General features: G+C 67.9%; 14 protein-coding genes. 7 read left to right on the top strand and 7 right to left on the bottom strand.

Annotated elements, in window-relative coordinates; all coding sequences use genetic code 11:
• Positions 1–72: 72 nt before the first annotated feature.
• The 4 genes from G6N53_RS21885 to G6N53_RS21870 all read left to right on the top strand — a co-directional run bounded on the left by G6N53_RS21885 (position 73) and on the right by G6N53_RS21870 (position 3,642).
• Positions 73–1,155, top strand: coding sequence for a class I SAM-dependent methyltransferase (locus G6N53_RS21885; RefSeq protein WP_163892045.1), 1,083 nt, complete (start codon positions 73–75; stop codon positions 1,153–1,155).
• A gap of 51 nt (positions 1,156–1,206) precedes the next feature.
• The gene (locus G6N53_RS21880) at positions 1,207–2,175 is read left to right on the top strand and encodes a mechanosensitive ion channel family protein (protein ID WP_163892042.1); all 969 of its coding nucleotides are present in this window, start codon (positions 1,207–1,209) and stop codon (positions 2,173–2,175) included.
• A 12-nt stretch (positions 2,176–2,187) separates the two neighbouring features.
• Entirely contained in the window at positions 2,188–3,012 is an 825-nt protein-coding gene (locus tag G6N53_RS21875; RefSeq protein ID WP_163892039.1) for a serine hydrolase domain-containing protein, read from the top strand.
• 117 nt (positions 3,013–3,129) lie between these two features.
• Complete coding sequence (locus G6N53_RS21870) at positions 3,130–3,642, top strand: DUF3145 domain-containing protein (protein WP_163892035.1); 513 nt, start codon at positions 3,130–3,132, stop codon at positions 3,640–3,642.
• Here G6N53_RS21870 and G6N53_RS21865 read toward each other — a convergent pair.
• Together G6N53_RS21865 and G6N53_RS21860 are read right to left on the bottom strand one after the other, a co-directional pair.
• Positions 3,623–4,564, bottom strand: coding sequence for a diacylglycerol kinase (locus G6N53_RS21865; protein WP_163892031.1), 942 nt, complete (start codon positions 4,562–4,564; stop codon positions 3,623–3,625). The two genes, G6N53_RS21870 and G6N53_RS21865, sit on opposite strands and share 20 nt — an antisense overlap.
• Positions 4,561–6,141, bottom strand: coding sequence for an FAD-binding oxidoreductase (locus G6N53_RS21860; protein WP_163896203.1), 1,581 nt, complete (start codon positions 6,139–6,141; stop codon positions 4,561–4,563). Before G6N53_RS21860 ends, G6N53_RS21865 begins: the two co-directional genes overlap by 4 nt.
• 53 nt (positions 6,142–6,194) lie before the next feature.
• On the opposite strand from G6N53_RS21860, the gene G6N53_RS21855 reads away from it, so the two are divergent.
• On the top strand, positions 6,195–6,773 hold the full coding sequence (locus G6N53_RS21855; protein WP_163896201.1) for a TetR/AcrR family transcriptional regulator: 579 nt from the start codon (positions 6,195–6,197) through the stop codon (positions 6,771–6,773).
• Entirely contained in the window at positions 6,770–8,308 is a 1,539-nt protein-coding gene (locus G6N53_RS21850) for a glycerol-3-phosphate dehydrogenase/oxidase (RefSeq protein ID WP_163892028.1), read from the top strand. The genes G6N53_RS21855 and G6N53_RS21850 overlap by 4 nt, the downstream gene beginning before the upstream one ends.
• A gap of 61 nt (positions 8,309–8,369) precedes the next feature.
• Here the strand turns inward: G6N53_RS21850 and G6N53_RS21845 are convergent, their stop codons facing one another.
• Positions 8,370–9,245: a LysR family transcriptional regulator gene (locus G6N53_RS21845; RefSeq protein ID WP_163892025.1), complete on the bottom strand. Its 876-nt coding sequence runs from the start codon at positions 9,243–9,245 to the stop codon at positions 8,370–8,372.
• Positions 9,246–9,332: 87 nt separating this feature from the next.
• Between G6N53_RS21845 and G6N53_RS21840 the strand changes: the two genes are divergently transcribed.
• The gene (locus G6N53_RS21840) at positions 9,333–10,082 is read left to right on the top strand and encodes an SDR family oxidoreductase (RefSeq protein WP_163892021.1); all 750 of its coding nucleotides are present in this window, start codon (positions 9,333–9,335) and stop codon (positions 10,080–10,082) included.
• 91 nt (positions 10,083–10,173) lie between these two features.
• Here the strand turns inward: G6N53_RS21840 and G6N53_RS21835 are convergent, their stop codons facing one another.
• From G6N53_RS21835 to acpM, 4 genes are read right to left on the bottom strand one after another with little or no spacing between them, the layout of a single operon-like run.
• Complete coding sequence (locus G6N53_RS21835) at positions 10,174–11,595, bottom strand: acyl-CoA carboxylase subunit beta (RefSeq protein ID WP_163892018.1); 1,422 nt, start codon at positions 11,593–11,595, stop codon at positions 10,174–10,176.
• A gap of 11 nt (positions 11,596–11,606) precedes the next feature.
• Positions 11,607–12,860, bottom strand: a complete 1,254-nt coding sequence (kasB, locus tag G6N53_RS21830) for a 3-oxoacyl-ACP synthase KasB (RefSeq protein ID WP_163892013.1) — start codon at positions 12,858–12,860, stop codon at positions 11,607–11,609.
• A 48-nt stretch (positions 12,861–12,908) separates the two neighbouring features.
• Positions 12,909–14,159: a 3-oxoacyl-ACP synthase KasA gene (gene kasA, locus G6N53_RS21825; RefSeq protein WP_163892011.1), complete on the bottom strand. Its 1,251-nt coding sequence runs from the start codon at positions 14,157–14,159 to the stop codon at positions 12,909–12,911.
• Positions 14,156–14,455, bottom strand: a complete 300-nt coding sequence (gene acpM, locus G6N53_RS21820) for a meromycolate extension acyl carrier protein AcpM (RefSeq protein WP_159234008.1) — start codon at positions 14,453–14,455, stop codon at positions 14,156–14,158. Before acpM ends, kasA begins: the two co-directional genes overlap by 4 nt.
• Positions 14,456–14,514 lie beyond the last annotated feature (59 nt).

The raw sequence follows: 14,514 nt of genomic DNA, 5'->3' as shown, positions 1-14,514 counted from the left end.
ACCACTTGTCTGCGGAGACTTACATCGGGTGATCGATGCCGACGACGGCGCCGTCGGCCTAGCGTGTCTCCCATGACGACTATGGACGTAAACCCAACAAGTGCAACCGAGGCCACCGAGGAGTTCGCCGAGCGGATCGTCGGAGCGATCGACGCCGCCAGCGTGGCGCTGCTGCTGTCGATCGGCCACCAGACCAAGCTGTTCGACACGCTGGCGGGCCTGCCCCCGGCCACCAGCACACAGATCGCCGACGCCGCCGGGCTGAACGAACGTTACGTCCGGGAGTGGCTCGGCGGTGTGGTCGCCGGCCGCATCGTCGACTACGACCCCGCGACACAGACGTACTCGCTTCCCGAGCACCGCGCGGCCGTCCTGACCCGCGCGGCCGGGCCGGACAACCTGTCGCGCGTCGCGCAGTTCATCCCGTTGCTGGGCGAGGTGGAGCAGAAGGTGATCAGCTGCTTCGAGCACGGCGGCGGCCTGTCCTACAGCGAGTATCCGCGCTTCCACACCCTGATGGCCGAAGAGAGTGGAGAAGTGTTCGACGCCGCTCTGGTGGACGGCATCCTGCCGTTGGTCGACGGGCTGCCCGAACGGCTGCAGGCCGGTGCCGACGTGGCCGACTTCGGCTGCGGCAGTGGACACGCCGTCAACGTCATGGGGCAGGCGTTCCCGTCCAGCCGATTCGTCGGTATCGACTTCTCGCAGGAGGGTCTCGCGGCGGGCGCCGCCGAGGCGCTGCGGCTCGGGTTGACCAACGTCACGTTCGAGTCCGCCGACGTCGCCGAGGACCGCAGAACCGAGGCCTTCGACGTCATCACCGCGTTCGACGCCATCCACGACCAGGCGCACCCGGCCGAGGTGCTGGCCAACATCCATCGCGCACTGCGGCCCGGAGGCGTTTTCCTGATGGTGGACATCAAGGCGTCCAGCCGGCTGGAGGAGAACATCGGGGTGCCGTTCGGGTCCTACCTGTACACCGTCTCGACGATGCACTGCATGAGTGTGTCGTTGGGTCTCGACGGCGACGGGCTCGGTACCTGTTGGGGTCGCGAGGTCGCCACGGCGATGCTGGCCGACGCCGGGTTCGCCGATGTGCAGGTGCGCGAGATCGAGTCCGACCCGCTGAACTTCTACTACATCGCCAGGAAGTGAGCGCCCGGGACGGGGTTGGAGAACACCGCGACGATCCGTACGGTCGAAAGCATGGATGTGCACTCCTTGGCTTTCGAATGGACGGAGACAAGTCGTCACTGGCTCGGCGAGGTGCCGCTGCGCATCACGATCTATCTCGTCGTCGTTCTGATCGCCCGATTCATCCTGCATCGGATGATCGACCGGGCCACCGGGCGGGCCGGTAAGAAGAAGGCCAGCGGAGACGAGAATGCGCCGGCCAAGCCGCCGTTGCTGCGTGGTCTGCGCGATCGGGTGCCGGCCACCGCGACCAGCCGGCAGGTGAGTGAACGCCGCCAGCAGCGGGCCCAGACCATCGGGTCGGTCCTCAAGTCCACGGTGTCGATCGTGCTGCTGGTCTGGGCGATCCTCGCGATCCTCAACGTGGTCGGCGTGAACATCGCACCGTTCATCGCCTCTGCCGGCGTGGTCGGGCTCGCCATCGGCTTCGGCGCCCAGAACCTGGTGCGCGATTTTGTCACCGGCGTTTTCATGCTGCTGGAGGATCAGTACGGCGTGGGTGACATCGTCGACCTCGGGGAGGCGGTCGGTGAGGTACAGAGCGTCGGGTTGCGGATCACCACGCTGCGCGACATCGACGGCACCCTGTGGTACGTCCGCAACGGCGAGATCGCCCGCGTGGGCAACATGAGCCAGGAGTACGCCGTGGCGCGGATCGAGGTTCCGGTGGCACTGACGGCCGACGTGGACCAGGCCGAGCGGGTCGCACTGGAGGCGGCAGAGGCCGCCCTGGCCGATGAGTCGATCGAGGCCAAGGTTCTCGGGAAACCCGAGATGCTCGGCGTGCAGGAGCTCTCGCCCGATCTGATGACGCTGCGGATGACGTTGAAGACCCGTCCGGGCGCCCAGTGGGCGGTGCAGCGGCGGTTGCGCCGGGAGATCCTGCGCGCCTACGACGAGGCCGGGATCGATCTGCCCTACCCGCGGGGACGCATCCACGCTCTGGTCGGCGGTTCGAAGCCGAACGGGGAGACGAACTAGGCTGCTCAGTCGATGGCAGCCCTGGACGTCCTCGCCGACTGGCCGGTTCCGACCGTCGCCGCGGCGGTAGTGGGTGCCGCCGGGGTGCTCGACAGCCACGGCGACACCCGGCACCGCTTCCCGCTGGCGTCGGTGACCAAGCCGCTGGTCGCGCGCGCCGCCCAGGTGGCGATCGAAGAAGGTGCCCTGGAACTCGACACCGAGGCCGGTCCGCCCGGATCGACAGTGCGCCACCTGCTCGCCCACACCGCCGGTTACGAGATGACATCGGCGAAGGTGCTCGCCGAGCCCGGCACCCGCCGGATCTACTCCAATCACGGGTTCGCGGTGCTCGCCGAGACCCTCGAGCGAGAATCGACCATCCCCTTCGTCACCTACCTGGGCGAGGCGCTCTGTGAGCCGCTCGGGATGGCCGACACCGTGCTCGACGGTGGGGCGCAGGCCGCCGGTTACGGGGCGACGTCGACCGTCGACGACCTGGTGGCATTTGCCGGCGACCTGCTGGTGCCGGCGACGGTGTCGCCGCAGATGCACCGCGAGGCCACGTCGGTGCAGTTTCCCGGATTGGACGGGGTGCTGCCCGGCTTCGGCGTGCAACGCCCCAACGACTGGGGGCTGGGGTTCGAGATCAGGGACGGCAAATCGCCGCACTGGACCGGCAAGCACAATTCCGCCGGCACCTACGGTCATTTCGGCCAGTCAGGGACGTTTCTCTGGGTCGACCCGGAAGCCGGACTCGCCCTGGTCGTGCTGACCGACCGCAAATTCGGCGAGTGGGCGCAGTCGGTGATGCCGGCCCTGTCTGATGAAGTTCTGAGAGATTTCGGACCGGACTAGCGCAACATCCGCCTCACAAGGCACAATAGGCACGTACAGCACAACTGCATCTACAGCCTCTGAAGGTTCACCAGGTCGTTGGGGAAGACGTCCCTCGTGGAGCCGAAGGAGCAACAGATGCGTGCAGCGAACCAATTCGCCGACGCGGCGACGGGCGTGGTTTACATCCATGCCTCACCCGCGGCGGTGTGCCCGCACGTCGAGTGGGCGTTGTCGTCGACCCTCTCCGCGAGGGCGAATCTGAAGTGGACCCCGCAACCCGCGATGCCGGGTCAGCTGCGTGCCGTCACCAACTGGGTCGGGCCGGTCGGCACCGGAGCCCAACTGGCGAACGCACTGCGCTCGTGGTCGGTACTGCGCTTCGAGGTGACCGAGGATCCCAGCACCGGGGTCGACGGTCACCGCTGGTGCCACACCCCGCAGCTGGGCATGTGGAGTGGAGCGATGAGCGCCAACGGGGACGTGATGGTCGGCGAGATGCGGCTGCGCACCCTGATGGCATCCGGCGCGGACACCCTGGCCGTCGAACTGGATTCGGTGCTGGGCACCGCCTGGGACGAAGCCCTCGAGGCCTACCGCGACGGTGGCGCCGGCGCCGAGGTCAGCTGGCTCAACCGGGGAGTCGGCTAGGCCGACCTCGCTTTGCGGGACGTAATATCTTCAGCGCTCCCGGCACCGCGGACACCTCCACCGGCAGCGGGCAGACGTACTCGCCGTCGGCGTAGGTGTTGATTCCCGGTGAGTCGACGGTGATGGTGCGGGCGCGGGCCGTCTGCACTTCCTCGAGGTGGACGTGGGTGCCTTTGAAGACCTTGGGGAACAACCGGATCAGCCGCGAGCGGGACGCGGAGGCCACCATCGTCACATCCAGCAGACCGTCCGTCGGATCGGCCTCCGGACAGATCAGCATCCCGCCGCCGTAGCTGCGAGTGTTGCCGAACGCGGCCAGCGTCAGCTCGGTGACCAGATCTGTCTCGCCTCCCGGCCCGCTGAAAGTCAAACGAAACGGCAGCAGCCGCAGCTTGGACAGTTCGGCCACCATCGCCAGGTTGTACCGCATCCGGCCGTGGGGCCAGCGCATCCGGTTCGTCCGGTCGGTGACCAGCGAATCGAAGCCGGCGGCCATCACGGTGCCGAACCACTTGTCGGTGCCGTCGGCGCCGACTATGCGGCCCAGGTCCACCTCGTGCACCACGCCGTCGACGACGACGTCGGCGGCCGCTTCGGGATCACCGGCCGGGATCCCGAACTCCCGGGCGTGGTCGTTGCCGGTACCCGCCGGGACGATCGCCAGCGGTATCTCGGTCTGCGCGATCACCTGCAGGGCGAGGGAGACGATGCCGTCGCCGCCGACCACCACGAGCGCATCCATCCCGCGGTCCAGGGCCCCGGCAACCAGTTGCCGGGCGTGCTCGGCGTCGCGGCCCGCGACCGCGACGACGTCGACGCCGCGACGGTGCAGTTGGGTGATGGCTCGCTCGGCGGCGTGCGGCGCGCGGCCGTGCCCCGAGGCCGGGTTGGTCAGCACGGTGACGCGCGCGGGAGGGCTCACGGAATCAGCTTGCCCGGGTTCAGGATCCCGGCGGGGTCGAGGGCCTTCTTGACCGCGCGCAACACCTGGACTCCGACGTCGCCGATCTCGTCGCGCATCCACGGCCGGTGGTCGGCGCCGACGGCGTGGTGGTGGGTGATGGTGGCGCCGACGCGCATCATCGCGTCGGATGCGGCCGCTTTGGCCGTGCGCCACTGCTCGATCGGGTTGCCGCGCTGAGCGGCTACGACCGTGAAGTACAGCGATGCCCCGGTCGGATACACATGCGAAATGTGGCACAGCACCAGCGCCGGTGACCCCGAATCGGTGAGCGCGGCGGTGAGTGCCTCGGTGACCGCGGCCTTCAGCACCGGCACGTTCGACCAGTTGGTGGCGGTCTCCAGGGTTTCGCACAGGGCGCCCGCCGACAGCAGCGCATCACGCAGGTACGGAGCGTTGAACCGGCCGTGCTCCCAGGCGCGTGCCGGTTCTTCACCCAGTGATGTCCCGCCGCCGGCTTCCAGCACGGCCCGGGTTTCGGCGTGACGGCTGGCGACGTGGGCTTCGGTGCCCTCGAACGCGGTGATCGCCAGGCACCCGCCGGTGATCTGCGTTTCGCCGATGTTCTCGGTGGTGGCGAGGTTGACGCCGGTCTCGGCCTCGTCGGACAGTCGGATCACGGTCGGACCGGTGCCGGTCTGGACGACCGCGCGCAGCGCGTCGGCGCCGGTGGCGAAGTCGGGGAACGACCACGCCTCGTACCGGGTGGCCTCGGGGATCGGGTGGATGCGGACTCGCACCCGGGTGATGATCCCGAGGGTGCCCTCCGAGCCGATGAGCAGCTGGCGCAGATCGGGTCCGGCCGCCGATTCCGGGGCCCGGCCGAGGTCGAGGATGCCGGCCGGGGTGACGGCCCGCAGGCCGCGGACCATGTCGTCAAACCGGCCGTAGCCCGCGGAGTTCTGCCCGGACGACCGCGTCGCGGCGAATCCCCCGATGGTGGCGAACAGGAAGCTCTGCGGATAGTGGCCGACGGCGAAACCGTGCTCGCCGAGCAGCCGTTCGGCCTCCGGCCCGCTCAGGCCGGCACCCAACTCGGCCTCCCACGACACCTCGTCGAGCGTGTGCAACCCGTCGAGTCGGTGCAGATCCAGCGACACCACCGCCTTGAAGTCCCCGCGCAACGGGTCCAGTCCACCCACGACGCTGGTGCCGCCGCCGAAGGGGACGACGGCGATGCTGCGATCTGCGCAGAAGGTGAGGATCTTGGCCACTTCGTCTTCGCCGCCCGGCAACAGCACCGCATCGGGAGCGTCCTGGACCCCGAAATCGCGCCGTCGGAGCAGGTCCAGAGTGGACTTTCCGCCGGCGCGAAGCAACCGTGCGTGGTCGTCGACGGTGACGTTGGCGGCGCCGACGATGGCGCTCAGACCGTTGCGGTCGGTCTGGGACAACGCCGACGGCCGCAACCGGACCTCAGCGGCGCTGGGCTCGTCGACGTCGTGCGCCTCGATCCCGAGCGCCTGCTCCAGCAGCGCGCGAATCCCGGGGGACAGCGGTTTGGCCGCAGCGGCGTCACCCCAGGCGTTCCACTGCATCGGGGGATGGTCCGGATGGGCATTGGGGCGCGTCATGAGTTACAGTATTACAGATCATGTCAATCCGTAACGCTGATGCCAGTGTCGAGAAGCGAATCCTGGATGCCGCCGCGGCGTGCATCCTGGCGTTCGGCGTCGAGCGGACGACGATGACCGAGATCGCGCGGCGGGCACGAGTCAGCCGACCGACGATCTACCGCCGCTGGCCGGACATCCGCTGGGTGATCGCCGAACTGCTGACGGCCCGGATCGCCGGGGTGCTCGACGCCATCCCGTCCCGCGGGCCCGGGCGCACGGCACTGGTCGAGCGGGTGGTCGCGGTGGCCGAGCATCTGCGCAACGACGAGGTCGTGATGTCGGTGATCATCAACGCGCCGAGCTTGGCGATGGTGTACATCGCCGAACGCCTCGGCACCAGCCAGCAGATCCTCGTCGAGGCGCTGGCAGAGGCGATCACCGCCGCGCAGGACGACGGCAGCGTCCGGCCGGGTGATCCGCGCCAGATGGGCGCGATGTGCCTGCTGATCACGCAGTCCACCATCCAGTCCTCCCAGATGGTCGAGAAGATCCTCGACCGCGAGGCGCTCGGTGTCGAGCTCGCCCACTCGCTGAACGGATATCTGAAACCATGAGCAGCACAACGGCTCTGAACGCCTCGCGGCGCGCCAGGGAACTCGCCGCGCTCACCGACGGCACGACCGTCGACCTGATTGTCATCGGCGGCGGCATCACCGGCGCCGGCATCGCTCTGGACGCGGCGAGCCGGGGCCTGTCGGTGGTGCTGGTGGAGAAGCACGATCTGGCGTTCGGCACCAGTCGGTGGAGCTCCAAGCTGGTGCACGGCGGACTGCGCTACCTCGCCACCGGCAACGTGGGCATCGCCCGGCGCAGCGCCGTCGAACGTGGAATCCTGATGACCCGCAACGGCCCTCATCTCGTGCGGGCGATGCCGCAGCTGGTCCCGCTGCTGCCCGAGATGACCGCCGCCTCCCGGGCGCTGGTGAGGTTCGGGTTCGCCGCGGGTGACGGGCTGCGCAAGTTGGCCGGCACGCCGGCGGCGACGCTGCCGCGGTCCCGCCGGATCGATGCGCAACGTGCTGTCGCGCTGGCGCCGACGGTGCGCCGCGACGGACTGGACGGTGGGCTGCTGGCCTACGACGGCCAGCTCGTCGACGACGCCCGTTTGGTCACCGCGGTGGCCCGCACCGCGGCGCAGCACGGCGCCAGGATCCTCACCCGGGTCGCGGCGTCGGATGCCACCCGCACCTCGGTCACGCTCACCGACGTGCAGACGGGGGAGTCGACGGACGTCACCGCCCGCGCGGTTGTCAACGCCACCGGGGTGTGGGCCGGCGAGGTCGACGACTCCATCCGGTTGCGGCCCAGCCGCGGCACCCATCTGGTGTTCGATGCCGCCGCGTTCGGCAATCCCACTGCGGCGCTGACCGTTCCGATCCCCGGCGAGATCAACAGGTTCGTGTTCGCGATGCCCGAGCAGCTCGGTCGGGTGTATCTGGGGCTGACCGACGAGGATGCCCCGGGGCCGATCCCCGATGTGCCGCATCCGACCCCGTCGGAGGTCGCGTTCCTGCTCGACACCGTCAACACCGCGCTGGACACCGCGCTCGGCCACGACGACATCGTCGGCGCCTATGCCGGCCTGCGCCCGCTGATCGACACCGGGTCGGGTCGTACTGCCGACGTGTCCCGCGAACATGCGGTGACCGAATCGCCCTCGGGGGTGATCAGCGTGATCGGCGGGAAACTGACCGAGTACCGGTACATGGCCGAGGATGTCGTGGACCGGGCCGTGACGCTGCGCGGTCTGACCGCAGGCGTCTGCCGCACCCGGAATCTGCCGTTGGTCGGCGCGCCGTCGAACCCGGTGGCCACGCTGCGGTCGCCGGCCGAACTCCCGAGCTCACTGGTGGCCCGCTACGGCGCAGAGGCGCCCAACGTGATCGCCCAGGCCGGCTGCGAGCGACCCACCGATGCGGTCGCCGACGGCATCGACGTCACCCGGGCGGAGTTCGAGTACGCGGTGACCCATGAGGGCGCGTTGACTGTCGAGGACATCCTCGACCGGCGTACCCGCATCGGCCTGGTCGCCGGGGACCGGTCGCGCGCGGAAGCCGCGGCTGCGGAGATGCTCGCCGCGGCGAACTGAGGTTCCTGGTTGTGAGTCGGGCGAGATTCACAACCAGGACCCTCAGTTCGGCGATAACGCGCTACCCGGTGAGGATCTTGTCGCGCACCGCCGAAACGGTGTGCCGTTGCCAGAGGGCCTGAACGGGAACCTTGATTGCGGGGTGCACATCGATGACCTGAACGCGTCCATCCATCGCCGGACCGGCCGCCGATGTGACGAACGCAATCGCGCCGGTCGTCAGGGGAGCGGCTACGGTCGCGGCCCCCTGAACGCGGCTGATGACGTAGTGGGGCTCGAACCCGGCTCGTCGGCACGCACCGGCCAGAAGGTCGCTGTAGTAAGACGTCCCGGGTGGTGACCAAAGAACAATCCGTTCATCGGCAAGTTGGTCGATATCTACTCGCCGGCGGTGCGCGAGTCGATGGTTCGACGGAACGGCAAGGCGGACAGGGTGATAGCCGACCACGGCCGCAGCTAGGTCATCGGGTGGTACGACGCCGCGTCTGAGCCCCAACTGCACCGACCCATCCAGCACCGCTGACGTCAAGTCCGCGGGGTAGAGCTGTCGAAGAGTGAAAGAGACATCGCCAAAAGCTTCAATCGCGGGTTCTAGAACCGTATAGGCCTCGATGCCGCTGAGGGCCGGAGTGTGGGCGACGACGAATGCCTCAGCACTGCTGGCTCCGACTCTTTCGACGTGTTCGGCGACGGTGCGTGCGGCCGCCAGCAGCACCCTGCCTTCGCTCAACAGCGTCTGGCCCGCTCTGGTCAACGCCACCTGGCGACCCATCCGCGTGAAAAGTGCAGTGCCGAGGTCCTTTTCAAGTTGTCGGATCGAGCTGCTCAGGGCCTGCTGACTCAGGTGCAGCGACGCGGCGGCCCTGGTGAACCCGCCGGACTCCGCGACGGCGATGAAGTGGCGCAGTCGGCGCAGGTCGGGTTCGGAGGAGGTCATTCCTGCACTGTATCCACAATGAAAAACTGTTGAAAGACCAAAAATTGTTGTTTTTCATTTGTGGAACCGCTGCCTAGCGTGGACGCTATGACAACACTCAACGGGAAATCAGCAGTCGTCGCGGCCGGAGCGAAGAACCTCGGTGGGCTCATCAGCACTCAGCTCGCGCGTCAGGGTGTCAACGTGGCGGTGCACTACAACAGCGCCGGCACCGAGGCTGACGCAGACAACACGGTGCAGGCCGTCGAAGACGCTGGTGCCCGGGCGATCAAGGTGCAAGGCGACCTCACCGTTCCGGCCAACGTGGCGGGGCTGTTCGAGGCGGCAGCGAATGCTTTCGGCGGAGTGGACATCGCGGTCAACACCGTCGGTAAGGTGCTGCGCAAGCCGATCATGGAAACGACCGAGGCGGAATACGATTCGATGTTCGCGATCAACTCCAAAGCTGCATACTTCTTCCTGCAGGAGGCGGGTAGACGGCTCAACGACAACGGTTCGGTGATCACCGTCGTCACCTCACTGCTCGCTGCATACACCGACGGGTACTCGACCTACGCCGGCGCCAAATCTCCGGTCGAGCACTTCGCCCGGGCCGCCTCCAAAGAGTTCGGAGTCCGCGGAATCAACGTCAACAACGTCGCTCCGGGGCCGATGGACACACCGTTCTTCTATCCGCAGGAGACGCCGGAGCGGGTCGAGTTCCACAAATCCCAGGCGATGGACAACAGGCTGACAACGATCGAGGACATCGCGCCCCTCGTGGTGTTTTTGGCCGGCGAGGGGCACTGGATCAACGGTCAGACCATTCTGGCCAACGGCGGCTACACCACGCGCTAGACGCGACCTTGTCGCAGCGAAATGAGGTTCCCGGTTGTGATCCGGGCGGGATTCACAGCCGGGAACCTCAGTTCGGCGAAAGAGCAGTCGTTTACAGCGGGATGTTCTTGTGGCGGCCGCGGCGCGCGGGTGCCTCGGCCAGCGCCTGGGTCAGCACGCTGCGGGTGTGCGACGGGTCGATCTTCGCGTCCACCACGCCGATTTCGATCGCCGAGTCGACGCCGCCGGCGATCTTCTCGTGCTCGACGGCGAGCTGTTCGTGCAGCGCCTCACGGTCTTCGGGAGCGGCGGCGGCCAGCTTCTTCTTGTGCAGGATGCCGACCGCGGCCTTGGCGCCCATGACGGCCACCTCGGCCTCCGGCCACGCGAACACCTTGGTGGCGTTCAGCGACCGCGAGTTCATCGCGATGTAGGCGCCGCCGTAGATCTTGCGGGTGACCAGCGTGACCCGCGGAACCGAGGACTCGCCGAACGCGTGCAGCAGCTTCGCTCCGCGGCGCACCACGCCGCCCCATTCCTGGTCCACGCCGGGCAGGTAGCCGGGAACGTCCACGATCACCACGAGCGGGATCCCGAAGGCGTCACACAGCCGCACGAAACGCGCTGCCTTCTCCGCACTCTCGGAGTTCAGGCAACCGCCCAGGCGCAGCGGGTTGTTGGCCAGCACCCCGACGGTGCGTCCCGAGAGCCGGCCGAGGCCGACCACCATCGACGGTGCCCACTTGCCCTGGAACTCCTCGAAGGGTGTGTCGCTGTCGAGCAGGGCGACGATCAGCGGGTGCACGTCGTAGGCGCGGCGTGACGATTCCGGGAGCAGAGCCTTGAGATCGGTGTCGCCGGCCTCGGCCTTGCTGCGGTCGAAATGTCCCTGCTGGCAGAAGTATCCGACCAGACGACGGCCGCGGTCGTACGCGTCGAGCTCGTCGGAGGCGACGATGTGGCAGACACCGGACTTCTTGTGGTGGGTGTCGGGGCCGCCGAGCGACGCCATGTCGACGTCCTCGCCGGTCACGCTGCGCACCACGTCCGGTCCGGTGACGAACACCCGACCTTCCGGCGCCATGATGACGACGTCGGTCAGCGCGGGACCGTAGGCGGCGCCACCGGCAGCGAAGCCGACGACCACCGAGATCTGCGGGACGTAGCCGGACGCGCGGATCATCGCCTCGAAGACCAGGCCCACCGCGTGCAGCGCCTTGACACCCTCGGCGAGCCGGGCGCCGCCCGAGTGCCAGATGCCGACGATCGGGCTCTGCTCCTCGATGGCGACGTCATAGGCGTCGACGATGTGCTTGCAGCCCTCCACGCCCATCGCGCCGCCCATCACGGTGCCGTCGGTGCAGAACGCGATGGTGCGCACGCCGTTGACGGCTCCGGACGCGGCGAGCACACCGGAGCGGTCCCGTTCGTGGAGCAGTTCGACAGTGCCGTCGTCGAAGAACGTGGACAGCCTCAGCAGCGGATCACGCGGATCGAGTGATTCGTCTACCGTGTCGGGGGCCATTGTCGTCATGTGATCTCCTGTCAGTACTTACCGAAGGCGAGTGCGACATTGTGCCCGCCGAATCCGAACGAATTGTTGATCGCGTACCGGAGTTCTCCGGTACGCGGCTTCCCGGCCACCACGTCGAGCTCGATCTCGGGATCGAGGTTCTCGAGGTTCAACGTGGGCGGGATGACGCCATCGCGCAACGCCATCAGGGTCAGGATCGACTCCACCGCGCCGACCGCGCCGACGGAGTGGCCGAGCGCGGACTTCGGCGCGTACACCGCCGGATGGTGACCGCCGAGCGCGTTGTTGATGGCCTTGCCCTCGGCGACGTCGCCGACGCTGGTGCCGGTGGCGTGTGCGTTCACGTGGTCGATGTCGGTGGGTTGCAGACCGCCCAGCTCGATGGCCCGCGTCATCGCGTAGCCGGCGCGTTCCCCGTTGGGATCGGGGGCCACCATGTGGAACCCGTCGGAGGTGATACTCGCACCCAACAACCGCGCCAGCGGCTTGGCGCCGCGCGCCTTGGCGTGCTCTTCGGTCTCGATGACCATCAGCGCACCGGCCTCGCCGAAGACGAACCCGTCGCGGTCCTTGTCGAACGGGCGACACGCGCCGGCGGGGTTGTCGTTGTTGGTCGACATGACGATGCGCATCTGGGCGAACGCGGCGATCGGCACGGCCTCGATGCGCTGCTCGACGCCGCCGCAGATCGCGATGTCGGCTTCGCCGAGCACGATGTTGCGCCAGGCCTGGGCGATGCCCTCCGAGCCGGACGCGCACGCCGACACCGGGGTGACGACGCCGGCTTTGGCGTGGCGGTCGAGTCCCACCACCGCGGACGGCCCGTTGGGCATGTACATCTGGACCGACAGCGGCGAGACGGCTTTGAGGCCGCGCTCCCGCATGCCGTCGTAGGCGAACACCAGTGCTTCGGCGCCGCCGAGGCCGGTGCCGATCGACACCAACAGCCGATCGGTGTCGACCTCCGGCGCGCCCGCGTCGTCCCAGGCCCGCCGGCCCAGCACGGCGGCCATCTTCTGCACGTAGGACATCCGCCGGTTCTCGACCTTGGTCAGTTCCGACTCGAAGTCCTCCAGCAGGTGACCGCCGATGCGGACCGGAAGCTGGAACTGCTCGATGAAGGGATCCTCGAGCCTGCGGATGCCGCTCTGCCCATCCAGGAGCGCCTTCCAGGTCGCCTCGGCGTCGGTGGCCACACTCGTGGTCATCGCGATACCGGTGACGACGACGTCCGGAAGTCCGTTACCTGTGGTAGCCGAAGGCATGGGTGAGCTGCGCGTCCTTTCTCCGATCAAACGTCTCGGTCGGGTCTCCTAGTAACGACCGAAGGCCAATGCCACATTGTGGCCGCCGAACCCGAACGAATTGTTGATGGCGTACTGGTATTCCCCATATCGAGGCTCACCTGCGACGACATCGAGACCGATCTCGGGGTCGGGGGTCTCGTAGTTGAGCGTCGGCGGGATGACACCGTCGCGCAGTGCGAGCACCGTCAGGATCGACTCCAGGGCGCCGACTGCGCCGATCGAGTGACCCAGCGCCGACTTCGGCGCGTACACCGCGGCGTGTTCCACACCGGCGGCCCTGATGGCGTTGGCCTCGGCCAGGTCACCGATCGAGGTGGACGTGGCGTGCGCGTTGACGTGGCTGATGTCCTCGGGGGACAAGCCCGCCGTCTCCATCGCCCGCTTCATCGCGTGGGCGGCCCGCAGACCGTCCGGCGCCGGTGCCACCATGTGGTAGGCGTCCGATGAGATGCCCGCGCCGAGCAGCCGGGCCAGGGGCTTGGCGCCACGGGCCTTGGCGTGCTCTTCGGTCTCGATGACCATCAGCGCGCCGGCTTCGCCGAAGACGAACCCGTCGCGGTTCTTGTCGAACGGCCGCGACGCGCCTTCCGGATCGTCGTTGCGGGTCGACATGGCGCGCATCATCGAGAACGCCGCGATGGGCAGTGCCTCGATGCCGCCTTCCACACCGCCACAGACGGCGATGTCCGCGTCACCCATGACGATCTGCCGCCAGGCGTGGGCGATGCCCTCGGACCCCGACGAGCACGCCGACACCGGGGTGATGACCCCGGCGCGGGCGCCCAGTGCGAGGCCGACGACGGCAGCGGCGCCGTTCGGCATGATCATCTGAACGGCGAGCGGGGACACCTTGCGGGGCCCGCCCTCGTTCATCGCGTCGTACGTCTCGACGATCTTCTCGCCGCCGCCCAGACCGGTGCCGATGACCACCGCGAAGCGGTCCGGGTCGACCTCGGGCGAACCCGCGGTCTCCCAGAGCTGGTTGCCCAGGTACTTCGACATCCGCTGGACGTAGGACATCCGGCGCAGGTCGAGCCGCGTCATCAGCGGGTCGAGCGGTTCCTTCAGGTGCCCACCGATCTTGACCGGCAGGTCCCACTTGGTGATGAAGTCGTCCTCGAGGACGTGGATTCCGCTCTCGCCGGCCAACAAGCCCTTCCACGTGCTCTCGATGTCCGCCGCGATCGACGTCGTCGCTGTTACAGCGGTCACCACCACATTGGGGTAACCGCCGTTAGCAGTGGAAGGTCTGGTCACTTGTCACCCGTGATCTGCGCCCGGATGGCCGCGGCGGCTTCGGGGTTCTCAGCCTCGAGCTTCTGGATGTAGGCGACGACGTCGCCGACGGTGCGCAGACCGGCGAGGTCCTCGTCGGGGATCTTCACGCCGTACTTGTCCTCGGTCTGCACAGCGATCTCGACCATCGACAGCGAGTCGATGTCCAGGTCGTCGACGAACGACTTCTCGGGCGTGACCTCGGAAGGCTCGATACCGGTGACCTCTTCGATGATCTCGGCGAGGCCGGCAATGATTTCGTCCTGAGTGGCGGGCACGGTGGCTCCTTCTATCTGTGTGTTGTTACTTGTTACGGAACGTACGAACTGCGGGGATG

Source organism: Mycolicibacterium hippocampi, assembly GCF_010723735.1.
In the GTDB taxonomy this organism is placed as follows: Bacteria; Actinomycetota; Actinomycetes; order Mycobacteriales; family Mycobacteriaceae; genus Mycobacterium; species Mycobacterium hippocampi.
Note: the sequence above shows the minus strand (reverse complement) of the source record. Positions and strands in the feature narration are given on the sequence as shown.